This is a genomic window from Allomuricauda sp. R78024, from assembly GCF_044596045.1.
Classification (GTDB): Bacteria; Bacteroidota; Bacteroidia; order Flavobacteriales; family Flavobacteriaceae; genus Flagellimonas.
The window spans coordinates 2,492,027-2,505,264 of the sequence record NZ_CP138995.1 but is presented as its reverse complement, the minus strand read 5'-3'; the positions used below and the strand labels follow the sequence as shown (position 1 = coordinate 2,505,264).

Sequence of the window (13,238 nt, the reverse complement as noted above, 5' to 3'; positions counted from 1 at the left end):
TTCCATAATTTTGGATTAATTACAAAACACAATGGATTTTAATCGAATACAAGAAAAATTGAATATTCTGGCCGACGCAGCCAAATACGATGTTTCTTGCGCCAGTAGTGGTAGTGATAGGGCCAATAAGGACAAAGGTTTGGGCAATGCCACTAAAATGGGCATATGCCATAGCTATACTGAAGATGGTAGATGTGTGTCCCTTTTAAAAATATTATTGACCAACCACTGCATTTTTGATTGCGCCTATTGTGTAACACGCAAGAGCAACGATGTAAAACGTGCCGCCTTTAAGATTCAAGAAGTGGTGGATTTAACCATCAACTTTTATAGAAGAAATTATATTGAAGGATTGTTTTTAAGTTCTGGTATTTTCAAAAATGCCGACTATACCATGGAACGCCTCATTGCAGTAGCTAAAAAATTACGGCTAGAAGAGAACTTTAATGGATACATCCACTTAAAATCTATTCCAGATGCCAGTGATGAGCTTATGTATGAAGCTGGACTGTACGCGGACCGCCTCTCGATAAATATTGAAATTCCCACCATTTCTGGCCTTAAACTTTTGGCTCCAGATAAAAAGCATGCAGATTTTACCAAACCCATGCTAAAGGTTAAAAACGAATTGATTCGCTTTAAAAATGAACGAAAAGTCATTAAAAGCACTCCAAAATATGCCCCTGCAGGTCAAAGTACCCAAATGATTGTGGGTGCAACTGGTGAAACGGATAAAGACATTATGTATTCTGCCACCTATTACTACAAGCAGTACAACATGAAACGGGTGTATTATTCTGGTTACGTGCCTGTTGCAGATGATAGTCGCTTACCTTCTATAGGCACACAAGTACCCATGTTACGGGAAAATAGGTTGTACCAGACAGATTGGTTGTTACGCTTTTATGGTTTTGCCGTAAATGAAATATTGAACAATGACCATCCTAATCTAGATATAGATGTAGACCCAAAACTTTCTTGGGCCTTACGGAATATGCATCATTTTCCTGTGGATATCAATACTGCAGATAAGCGTATGCTAGCGCGTATTCCTGGAATGGGTATGCAATCTGTTGAAAAGATTTTAAATGCCAGACGATTTAGAAAATTGAACTGGGACCACCTCAAAAAAATTGGAGCGGCCCTTAACCGTGCCAAATATTTTATGATTTGCGATTCTAGAAATTGGGAACGTAAGGATTTGGATGCGGAGAAAATTAAAGGAATGATTCTACAACAATCCACCGGAAAGTTTCGGAATCAGTACAGTACACAATTGTCATTATTTAATTAATTGATATTGTCATACTGAGCGTGTCGAAGTATAAACAATAGAAAAAAAGAACACCATGAATACTTTACAAACCCAAGAAAATCCAGATTTTATAGAGCGTAGTCGAGATACTATCTTAAGTCTAGGCTATGACCTCATTGTTTTCAAAAGCAAGGCCAAGAAATCACTTGCTACTTTAAAAAAGCAGATTACTTCGTTTCACCCATAATTTATTACTAATGAAAAACTCAAAAACCCTCATTTACGACGGAAGCTTTAATGGCTTCCTCACCACTGTCTTTGTGGCCTTTGAAGAAAAAATAGATGTGGTGGACATTCAACGCAACACCAAAGGCCAAAGCGGACTCTTTTCTGAGACAGAAACCATATTTACCAATGTGGAAAAGGCCAAACGTGTATGGAACGGCATACGCAGCAAAAGTCATAATGCCATTACCAATGTATATTTTGCCTTTTTGAGCGAAGCAGATGGCATAGAACTTATCCTCTATACCTACATTCAAAAGCTGATCACTTCCAAAAATGGAAAACAACTGGATTACTCAGATGGTATTGTGCTTCGCATTAGCCAATTGGCACGTTCTGTTGGGCGTGAAAAACACCGTATGGAAGCCTTTGTTCGCTTTCAATTGACCAAGGATGATATCTATTTTGCCAATATAGAACCTGATTTTGATGTCTTGCCCTTGATTTCAAAACATTTTCGTAACCGTTATGCTGACCAACAATGGTTGATTTATGATGTAAAGCGCAAATATGGTATTTTCTATAATCTGGAACACGTAGAGCTGGTCTCCCTAAATCTTAAAGAGGTTCATTTTAATAAAATCCATAAAAGCGATGCTTTTTTAAATGATGAATACGATTACCAAACCTTATGGAACGACTATTTTAAAAGCACCAACATTAAGTCGCGAATCAATAGAAAATTGCACACGCAACATGTCCCAAAACGGTATTGGAAGTATCTTAGTGAAAAGAAAGAAACAGCATAGATAATGGCCTTTAAACAATTAAAACTTTGGTTTGATGCAGATTTGGCAAACCTGCTGGCGGACAAACTCATGGAACAGGGAGTTGCATTGAACAAAAGCTCTTTTGTACAAACTGTAGCCGGCAAAGTGGATGATCTAGAACTTAAAGATCGGGTGGAATGGATTACGGATACTTTAAAGTCCCATCTATCTGATGATTATCCCACCGCTATCTCGCAATTGATAAAAATTCTTGGTCCCGAAAACGAAAAAGAAACCGGTATGTTCAAGGAGTATTATTGGGTCATGCCAATAGCCAAATATGTAGAAAAATATGGCTTGATGGATTTTGATCTTTCTATGAATGCCATTCAAGAAATTACCAAACGGAATACGGGGGAATACACGATTCGTCCCTATTTGGAAACCTATCCAGAACGTACTTTAAAAATAATGGAAACCTGGTCTGTAGATAAGAACAAGCATGTACGCCGTTTAAGTAGCGAAGGGGTGCGACCCCGATTGCCTTGGGCCACCAAACTGGATATCTTTATTAAAGACCCTGCTCCTATCCTACCCATTTTGGAAAATTTAAAAGATGACACAAGCAAATATGTGCAAACATCTGTAGCCAATTGCATCAACGATATTTTAAAGGACAATCCAGAAACTGCCAAAGCGTTAGTTGCAGGTTGGGCTCCCAATGCCAACAAAGAAAGGAAATGGATTATTAAACATGCACTACGAAATTTGGTGAAGGCCAAAGATGTGTGGGCTTTGGGAATGATAAAATAACATTACCCTGGCTGTTGAAAAATAGGTAATAACCTACCGTATAACCTTTTGATTCTAAAAGAAAAATCAGCGAAATTCGTTATCGGTCGCTAAGGAGGAATAAAAACTCCTCTTAGCTAATAGTGATAACAAAACCTATCACATTATTTTTGTCGCTGCCATTAATATTTTAAAGTGCTTCTCCAAGGTTTAAAATCACTTACTTCACTTTATTGTTTTCTTTTGAATCAGGTAACATAATCAACATAGTATCGTCATCCCTTAAGAACCTATAAAACTTAAAGATGAAGAGGAAAGTTTTTAAAACTTTAAAATTTGTGTTGATTTCACTGGCTGTGTTTAGTCTAATTATTATTGCAGCGCTTAAATGGCCTATGCCAGAAATAGTACTACCAGAAAAACACGAAAGCATTCTAATAAAATCCATTCATGTTGTTGATGTACATACCGGGGGCATTCTTGAAAATAGAAACGTCTGGATTAAGGAAAACAGGATTCAAACCATAGATAGCATAACGACAGATAAAAACTATGGTGATGCTTTTACAATAGATGGACATGGAAAATACCTAATTCCGGGGCTTTGGGACATGCATACCCATTCAACACAGCACTCCAAATGGCTTCACCATCCGCTCTATATTGCTAACGGCGTTACTTCCATAAGGGATTTATCTGGTCAAATGGGCGAGGAAGATAGCTATTGGGCAGGGACCAAAGACAGGCTTAATTGGAATCAAAAACTTGAAAGTCATGAGCAAGTTATGCCTAGGTATATTCAGCAGAGCAGCTATCAAATAAACGGCAGCAATTCCGTACCCTCTGGATACCCCGAATTTTTTAGTGTGGAAGATGTAAAAGATGTGCCCAAGTTATTGGGGCATTATCAAAAAGAAGGAGCTGATTTTATTAAGGTATACTCGGATATTCCTATTGCCTCCTATAAACAAATTGCAAAAGAAGCTCCAAAGTATGGTTTACATATAGCAGGACACAAACCTTTGGGCGTATCGTTAGAAGAAGCAATTGGTTTAGGGCAACGCAGTTTTGAACACGGAAGAATATTCCTGTTCGATTGTTTTCCCGGAGCGGACCAGTTATTAACTGCCCAGGATAAAAAAGCCATGTATTATGAGTCTAAAAAATCTATGAGCGAAAATTTTGATACTATAAAAGCGAATCGCTTGATGGATTTAATGCAAGAAAGAAATGCGCATTGGGTTCCTACCCTACAAATGTTGAAAATATCTGCGTTTGCCAATAACCAGAACTATATAGAAAATCCCAATCTTAAATATATCCCCACACTTAGAAAAAAACTGTGGTGGAATCCAGACGTTGGAAGAGCTGCAGAATACAATAAATCGAGTGAAGGAAAAGGAATAAACATGAAGTTATATGAAGCTGCAAAATTTCAAGTTGGGATGGCCCACAAAAAGGGGGTTCCAATTATGACAGGAACGGATGTTACGGATTCTTATGCTTTTCCAGGTTTTGCGCTTCATACAGAAATAAAAGAATTTACCGCATGCGGTCTAACAAATTTAGAAGCATTGAGGGCGGCTACTATTATTCCCGCAACCTACAGCAATGTGGAAAATGAGCTTGGCAGTATTAACAAAGGTAAGATTGCGGACCTGTTAATTCTTGAAGGAAACCCATTGGATGATATCAACAATACGACCTCTATTTCCAGCGTAATTTTGAATGGAGTTCATTATGATAAGGAAAGACTGGAAACATATAAAGACAATACAGCATCTTTAGCATCATCATTTCATATGAACGTCAAATTTATCTTTAGCCTACTGGGAAGCCCTTTAATACGAAAACAATTTGCTGATTAAATTAGAGTAGAAAACCTCTTGATTCTAAAAGAAAAATCAACGAACTTCGTTATCGCTCGCTAAATAGAAATTGAAACTCTTCCTAGCTATATTTAGGTACAACTCTAAACTATGCAAGAAACTATTGAAGTAAAGATTGACAATTTTATATTCGATTGCCGAACTGATGGTGATAAAGAAAACGAGTTAGTGATTTTTTTACATGGCTGGCCCGAAACTTCTTATATGTGGAAAAAGTTAATGTCCAGTTTTTCCGAAAACGGATTTTATTGTGTCGCACCTAATTTAAGAGGATATAGTAAAAATGCTTGTCCCAAGGGTAAAAAACATTATCGTTTAAATAAATTGGCCAAGGACATTTTAGACATTTCCAAGTTTCTAAATAAACCAAAATTTCATCTTGTCGGCCATGATTGGGGAGCAGTCATTGGTTGGAAAGTAGTTCATGATTATCAAGACAGAATTTTAAGTTGGACCGGAATCTCTGTCCCACATCTTCAAGCTTTTGGAAAAGCAATTGTAGTTGATGGGGAACAAAGGGAAATGAGTCAATACATAAAAAACTTTCAGTTGCCATATCTTCCAGAAAAGCGAATTAGAAAAGATGATTTTAAAATATTAAAAAGATTATGGAAGAATAGTGAGTCAAATGAAATTGATGATTATTTAGAGGTTTTCAGGAACCCAAAACAAATGACTGCATCCATAAATTATTACCGTAGCAATTATAAGTTATTAAAGAAAGCTGCTAGGGCTCAAATACTTGGAGATATTAATGTTCCAACTTTATTTATTTGGGGAAATAAGGACATTGCGATAGGTTCTTATTCTGTAAGAGAAGGTCATCAATACATGAAAAGTGATTATGAGTTTATAGAATTAGATTCAGGTCATTGGTTAATACAAACAAACTATCACGAATTAAAAGAAGCCATTTCTAGACATGTTGACAGAAACAAGAGCAGTACCTAACCACCTGTATAAAACCGATACCAAAACCTCAGGTATTATTCTATAGTAATGTTTAGGAATTGAAATACAGTGCCTAAAGTTTAAGTCACTTACTCCGCTCCCCTATAAACTGGTCGCTCTTGTTTTTAAATAGCACATTGAACGTGGTCAAGCTTCCATAAATACGGGTAATGTATTGTTGTAGGTCTACCTTTTCTTGGTCATCCAAATTACTGCTGCTGTTAATCTTCTGTTCCATTACCCGAATGCGGTCCCGTACCATAACAATCTTGTGGAAGAACGTATCAATAGGCATTTCTTTGTTGGTCAAATCATCCCCTGGTTCCAAAATAAGTTTTCCACCCCTCCATTTATCAGCTATTGCCACTTTCTCAGAGGTATCGCTCCACTTTTGTAGAATTGCGACCAAAGAACGTTCCACATCAAAAAAACTGACGCTGTCCACCTCGTCCTCTACCCCATCAATTACTTCAAATTCTGAGTCAATATCAATGGTTTCCAATCCATTTTCCAAAAAAGTAACCCAATAATGTTTAGAGGATACATTTGTAACCACACCCTTTCCATATTCTGGATGGTCTATACGTGAGCCTATGCCTAATAGTTTCATAAGTTAAATTTCAATAATGTCAGGTCGAGCGCAGTCGAGACCAATTTTAGGTTAAATTTTAAAAGACCTCTCGACTGCGCTCGAGGCCACACTTTTTTGTCACGCTGAGCCTGTCGAAGCGGCAACAATACAACTTAAGGTTCAACAGGTTCAACATAACATTCGTTCCTCAAAAATAAGGCATCAATTAACAAAAACGAAACAAGAAGTCACTTCCTTTTTAAAATCCAAAACCGTATTTTAGCATCTTGTGCTATGATCAACTACGAAGAAAATATTGAAGTTCAAGGGGCAAGGGTCCACAACTTAAAAAATATAGATGTTACCATTCCTCGGGAAAAATTAGTCGTCATTACCGGTCTATCTGGTAGTGGAAAATCCTCTTTGGCTTTTGACACCATTTATGCCGAAGGACAACGTCGTTATATTGAAACGTTTTCCGCATATGCCCGCCAATTTTTGGGCGGACTTGAACGCCCAGATGTTGATAAAATAGATGGTCTTTCTCCTGTGATTGCCATTGAGCAAAAAACAACATCAAAATCTCCTCGTTCCACTGTGGGTACCATTACAGAGGTTTATGATTTTTTAAGACTTCTCTTTGCAAGAGCTGGAGATGCTTACAGTTATAACACGGGTGAAAAAATGGTGAGTTATAGTGATGAGCAAATAAAAAACCTCATAATAGATTCTTACCGCGATAAAAAAATAAACATTCTAGCCCCAGTGGTTAGATCTAGAAAGGGGCATTACAGGGAGCTTTTTGAACAAATTGCCAAGCAAGGCTTTGTAAAAGTCAGGGTTGATGGTGAAATCTTGGATATCACCAAAGGAATGAAAGTAGATCGCTATAAAACCCACGATATTGAGATTGTTATTGATCGCTTGAAAGTGGTAGAGAGCGAGGATTTCCATAAAAGACTTAATGAATCTATAAATACCGCCATGTACAGCGGTAATAACGTACTCATGGCTTTGGAAGAAGGCGAAAAAATACCGCGCTACTTTAGCCGTGACCTTATGTGCCCATCTTCAGGCATCTCTTACCCTACTCCTGAGCCCAATACATTTTCATTTAATTCCCCAAAAGGCATGTGTCCAAAATGCAATGGCTTGGGGCATGTGCATGAAGTGAACGAACAGAAGATATTTCCAAATAAAAAGCTTTCCATAAAAACAGGAGGCATCGCACCTCTGGGAGAATACAAAAACTCTTGGGCTTTTAAACAACTGGAAACCATTGCGCAACGGTACAATTTTGAATTGACAGACCCATTGGATAAGATTCCTGCTGAAGCGATGGATATCATACTAAACGGTGGTAAAGACAGTTTTGAAATAAATTCCAAAACCTTAGGGGTAAAAAGACAGTACAAAATTGACTACGAAGGCATTTCCAACTTTATTAAAACTCAATTTGAAGAAGCCAATTCCACTTCCATAAAACGATGGGCTAAAGAATATATGGATAGAGTTTCTTGTTCAAGTTGTAATGGAGCGCGACTAAGAAAGGAATCCCTTTATTTTAAAATAGGAGAAAAAAATATTGCCGAACTGGCGCAATTGGATATTGCAGAATTGGCTAGCTTTTTTGAAAAACTAGAGGATTCTCTTGAAGGAAATCAAAAGAAAATCGCGGAGGAAATCATAAAGGAAATCAAGACCCGTATTCAGTTTTTATTGGATGTTGGCTTGGATTATTTATCACTTAACAGAAGCTCTAAATCCCTTTCAGGAGGTGAAGCACAGCGTATCCGCTTGGCAACCCAGATAGGTTCGCAACTGGTAGGGGTCCTTTATATTCTAGATGAACCAAGCATAGGCTTGCATCAACGTGACAATGAACGCCTAATCAATTCCTTGGTGTCCCTCCGGGATATTGGTAATTCCGTTATTGTTGTGGAACATGATAGAGATATGATTGAACATGCAGATCATGTTATTGATATTGGCCCAAAAGCTGGCAGACATGGTGGCTATATTATTTCCGAAGGAAAACCAGAAGATTTAAAATTGTACGATACACTAACAGCGGATTATATTACTGGAAAACGTGAAATCGCTGTTCCACATAATCGAAGAAAAGGAACTGGAAAAAAGATTGTAATTTCTGGATGTACAGGAAATAATCTTAAAAATGTCACGGCCGAGTTTCCCTTGGGTAAATTGGTAGGTGTTACGGGAGTCTCTGGCAGCGGAAAATCAACTTTGGTTAATGAGACCCTTTATCCGATAATGAATGCCCATTATTTTAATGGCGTTAAAAAACCCATGCCCTATAAAAAGATTACTGGATTGGACCATGTAGATAAGGTCATAGATATAAATCAATCACCAATTGGGCGAACACCACGCTCCAACCCGGCAACGTATACGGGCACGTTTAGTGAGGTTCGGGCTTTATTTGCAAAAACGACAGAAGCAACAATCAGAGGGTACAAACCAGGTCGATTCAGTTTTAATGTAGCTGGTGGCCGTTGCGAAACGTGCCAAGGAGGTGGTTTGAAGGTTATTGAAATGAATTTTTTGCCAGATGTTTATGTTGAATGCGAAACATGCAATGGCAAACGTTTTAATAGAGAGACTTTAGAAATTAGATATAAAGGAAAGTCTATAGCGGACGTTTTGGAAATGACTATCAATGAAGCCGTTGATTTCTTTGAAAATATCCCTAAAATCCACAGAAAACTAAAAACTATAAAAGATGTTGGTCTAGGTTATATATCCTTGGGGCAGCAATCCACTACGCTTTCTGGCGGAGAAGCACAACGAGTAAAATTGGCCACAGAACTTTCTAAACGGGACACTGGAAATACCTTTTACATACTTGATGAGCCCACTACAGGACTACATTTTGAAGATATTAGGGTGCTTATGGAAGTTTTAAATCAATTGGTGGACAAAGGGAATACCATTTTGGTAATAGAGCATAATATGGACGTGATTAAAATGATGGATCATATTATTGATATAGGCTACGAAGGTGGTCGAGGAGGTGGAATGATAGTGGCAAAAGGAACGCCAGAACAGGTTGCCAAAGACAATAAAAGTTACACAGCTAAGTTTTTGAAAAAGGAGCTGGACAGTGCCAAACGCAAAATTGCGTCGGCAGTTTAATAAAAAAGTACACACATGCGGAAAGAACAACATCATAAAGGATGGAATGAAATAAAAACAAATGATTCATGGGCCATATTTAAAATTATGGGTGAATTTGTCAACGGTTTTGAAAAAATGAGTGCCATAGGTCCTTGTGTATCAATATTTGGTTCCGCCCGTATTAAACCAGGAGAACCTTACTATGAGTTGGCGGTGAATGTTGCCAAGAGCATTGCAGATGCTGGTTATGGGGTTATTACAGGAGGTGGCCCAGGTATTATGGAAGCCGGAAATAAAGGAGCTCATTTAGCCGGTGGAACTTCGGTAGGACTTAATATTGAACTCCCCTTTGAACAACATGACAACCCTTATATTGACAGTGACAAAAGCCTAGATTTTGACTATTTCTTTGTGCGAAAAGTAATGTTTGTAAAATACTCTCAAGGCTTTGTGGTAATGCCAGGTGGTTTTGGAACCTTGGATGAGCTATTTGAAGCCATTACACTTATTCAAACCAATAAAATCCACAAATTTCCAATTATTTTAGTTGGATCCAAATTTTGGAGCGGACTCATAGACTGGGTTAAAGACACCATGCTGGGAGAAGGGAATATAAGCGCCAAAGACCTTGACCTTATAAAAATTGTGGATACAGAAGACGAGGTCGTAAAAATTATTGATGCATTCTATAAGGGACGAACTTTTAGCCCAAATTTCTAATACGTAGCCTTGGTAAAAAAACGTTTCATTCAGAAAATTACACTGTTATCTTTCTTGTTTATCAACCTAATTGCTTTGGGTCAACATAAGAATGAGATAAAAGCTACGTTGAATGGGACTACCAAAGAAATTCAGATAAGACAAAAATTTACCTATGTCAATAATTCTGACCGAGGCCTTGTCACGCTTTACTTCAATGACTGGAACCACGCATATTCCAGTAAAAAAACAGCTTTGGCTAAAAAGTTTGGTGAAGAATTCAACAAGAGCCTTCACCTTGCAAAAGATAAAAATAGAGGATTTACAAAAGTTGCCAGCATTGTTGACAGTGAATACATGGGATTGAAATGGGAAAGGACAAAAGCCATTGATATCATCAAGGTAATACTAAACAAACCTGTGGAGCCAGGAGCATCTGTGGAGCTATTTTTAACCTACCGGATTGATTTGCCAAGTAGCCGATATACTGATTATGGACATGGTTACAGAAGAGGTTATTATTTACGGGATTGGTATCTTACACCAGCAGTTTTTGATGACAAATGGCATCTATACTCCAATAAAGATTTGAACGATCAAATTACCGATGTCACAAATACTGAAATACGTATTACCTATCCCAAAGGATTGCATTTGGCCACTAACTTCGAAGTGAATTCAAATACTGATTTTTCAATTGGAAACGAAGCACATTTAATTGGAAAACAACAAAAAAACAGCCAAATCCTGCTCACACCCTTAAAGGATTTCACTACACACATAACAAATTATTTAACCGTTACTTCCGATATCGAAACTTCCAAGTATGATGAAATTTCCCAAGGAATCTCGATAAATAAAATTGCTAAGTTCATCAGAGACAATTTGGGAGAATACCCACATAAAAACCTTTTGGTAGCTGAAGTGGATTATAACAGAAGCCCGCTGTATGGAATTAATCAGTTACCGAATTTTATACGACCCTATAGAGAACAGTTTCAGTTTGAAATGAAGTTCCTTAAAACGGCCCTAAACAGTATCCTAAAAGAAACATTATTTTTAGATGAGCGCAAGGAAAAATGGGTTATGGATGGTATTGTTTATTATTTGTTGATCAAATATGTTGACGAGTATTATCCTGACCAAAAACTTACAGGAAAACTATCACGCTTATGGGGTTTTCGCTCTTATAACCTCGCCAAAACCGACTTCAACGAACAGTACTACCTGTTACAGATGTTATCTGTGCGAAGAAATGACCATCAGGCATTAGCTACTCCCAGCGATTCCCTAACACGATTCAATCAAAGAATAGCAAATAGTTACAAGGCAGGTCTGGGCATGGCATACTTGGGCGAGTACATTGGTTACGACAAAATTGACAGTACCATTCTGGAGTTCTATGACCAGTTTAAGCTACACCCTAATCTAGAGGCCAAAACGCTAGAGACGATGTTGAGAAAAAAGTCGACAAAAGATATTAGTTGGTTTTTTGATGAATATGTTGCACTTAGAACCAACATCGATTTTAAAATAAGGAAAGTAACCAAGACTGAAGATTCCATTTCATTTACGATTAAAAATAGAACCGGTTCCAATGTTCCAATATCCCTATTTGGACTTCAAAAAGATTCCGTGGTATCGAAGTATTGGTTTAAGGAAATTGACACTTCCCGTACGTTTACCATACCAAGAAACAAGGAGACACGGTTGGTTTTAAATTACGATAAAAAGATTCCTGAAGTTAACCAGAGAAATAACTGGAAAAGTCTAAATGGCTTTTTTTCAAGCAATAAGAAATTACAATTACGCTTTTTAAAGGATGTTGAAAATCCATATTATAATCAATTGTTTTGGGTGCCTGAATTTAAGTTCGATGTCAATAACGGTCTTTCCGCAGGTATCAGTTTAAACAACAGACCGATTATCAATCAACCTTTCTCTTTTGATATTAAACCAAGATATTCAATGAAAGAAAAATCTTTGGTTGGAAGTGTTGGTTTTAGAATACGTGATTTTTTCGATGAAGGCAAATTGAACTCCATTAATTACACCATGAACGCCAGTACGGCCTTCTTTGATATAAATTCTCGGTTTACAACAATTACGCCAGCTGTTAATTTTATTTGGCGACCCAATGATTTCATTTCAAATCGTAGGCAATTTCTTTTTGCAAGACTCAGAAATGTGTTTAGGACCATCGATGAAAGTATCATTGATCAAATCGACACTGAGCCTGATTTCAGCGTATTCAACATTAGATATGGTGATATTGACAACAATATTCTCAGATACAGATCTTGGGTGCTTGATGGTCAAGTGTCAGGAAATTTTTCAAAATTATCCTTCGAATGGGAGCAGCGCACGCTGTTCGACAATAACCGTCAATTGAATCTAAGGCTCTATGCTGGAAAATTCATCAGCAATACCAGCGATTCGGACTTTTTCAGCTTTGCATTGGACAGACCTACAGATTATCTTTTTGATTTAAATTATTTGAACAGATCCCAAAATGCTACAGGTCTTACCAGTCAGCAATTCATTCTATCAGAAGGTGGTTTTAAATCTATTTTTGATGACCGCTTTGGAAACGATTGGATTCTAACCGGTAACCTCAGTTTTAATTTATGGCAGTGGATTGAGTTATATGGCGATATCGGTGCTATTAAAAATCGTGGTGAAAATGCGAGATTTAAATACGATTCTGGGGTACGCTTGAATTTTGTCACTGATTTCTTCGAACTATACTTTCCAGTATACTCCAATAACGGCTATGAAATTGCCCAACCCAATTATGGAGAGCGCATCCGGTTTGTGGTAACGTTGAGTCCAAAAACGCTTATACGTCTTTTTACTAGAAAGTGGTTTTAGTTTAAAATATTCGCAACGAAATAGCGTTTTAACAAGTCATGACTGAATAATTCTTTATTATTTTAAACATTTTTTAC

General features: G+C 37.4%; 10 protein-coding genes. 9 read left to right on the top strand and 1 reads right to left on the bottom strand.

The window, feature by feature from the left end:
* Positions 1–31 precede the first annotated feature (31 nt).
* The 6 genes from SJY44_RS11205 to SJY44_RS11180 all read left to right on the top strand — a co-directional run bounded on the left by SJY44_RS11205 (position 32) and on the right by SJY44_RS11180 (position 5,882).
* Positions 32–1,294 (top strand): putative DNA modification/repair radical SAM protein, encoded by a 1,263-nt coding sequence (locus SJY44_RS11205; RefSeq protein WP_396589775.1) that lies wholly within the window; start codon positions 32–34, stop codon positions 1,292–1,294.
* Between the two features lie 55 nt (positions 1,295–1,349).
* On the top strand, positions 1,350–1,502 hold the full coding sequence (locus SJY44_RS11200) for a hypothetical protein (RefSeq protein ID WP_298926104.1): 153 nt from the start codon (positions 1,350–1,352) through the stop codon (positions 1,500–1,502).
* A gap of 10 nt (positions 1,503–1,512) precedes the next feature.
* On the top strand, positions 1,513–2,289 hold the full coding sequence (locus SJY44_RS11195; RefSeq protein WP_396589774.1) for a TIGR03915 family putative DNA repair protein: 777 nt from the start codon (positions 1,513–1,515) through the stop codon (positions 2,287–2,289).
* 3 nt (positions 2,290–2,292) lie between these two features.
* Complete coding sequence (locus SJY44_RS11190) at positions 2,293–3,063, top strand: DNA alkylation repair protein (protein WP_396589773.1); 771 nt, start codon at positions 2,293–2,295, stop codon at positions 3,061–3,063.
* Between the two features lie 284 nt (positions 3,064–3,347).
* Positions 3,348–4,910, top strand: a complete 1,563-nt coding sequence (locus SJY44_RS11185) for an amidohydrolase family protein (RefSeq protein ID WP_396589772.1) — start codon at positions 3,348–3,350, stop codon at positions 4,908–4,910.
* A 111-nt stretch (positions 4,911–5,021) separates the two neighbouring features.
* Complete coding sequence (locus tag SJY44_RS11180) at positions 5,022–5,882, top strand: alpha/beta fold hydrolase (RefSeq protein ID WP_298926090.1); 861 nt, start codon at positions 5,022–5,024, stop codon at positions 5,880–5,882.
* Between the two features lie 85 nt (positions 5,883–5,967).
* Here SJY44_RS11180 and SJY44_RS11175 read toward each other — a convergent pair whose 3' ends face one another.
* Complete coding sequence (locus SJY44_RS11175; protein WP_298926087.1) at positions 5,968–6,492, bottom strand: hypothetical protein; 525 nt, start codon at positions 6,490–6,492, stop codon at positions 5,968–5,970.
* Between the two features lie 255 nt (positions 6,493–6,747).
* Here SJY44_RS11175 and uvrA point away from each other — a divergent pair, with 255 nt between their 5' ends.
* From uvrA to SJY44_RS11160, 3 genes are all read left to right on the top strand, one after another.
* Positions 6,748–9,609, top strand: a complete 2,862-nt coding sequence (gene uvrA, locus SJY44_RS11170; protein WP_298926084.1) for an excinuclease ABC subunit UvrA — start codon at positions 6,748–6,750, stop codon at positions 9,607–9,609.
* Between the two features lie 15 nt (positions 9,610–9,624).
* A complete protein-coding gene (locus SJY44_RS11165; protein WP_298926081.1) occupies positions 9,625–10,311 on the top strand; it encodes a TIGR00730 family Rossman fold protein in 687 nt (228 codons plus the stop codon).
* A 75-nt stretch (positions 10,312–10,386) separates the two neighbouring features.
* Positions 10,387–13,161 (top strand): metalloprotease, encoded by a 2,775-nt coding sequence (locus SJY44_RS11160; RefSeq protein ID WP_396589771.1) that lies wholly within the window; start codon positions 10,387–10,389, stop codon positions 13,159–13,161.
* Positions 13,162–13,238: the final 77 nt, after the last annotated feature.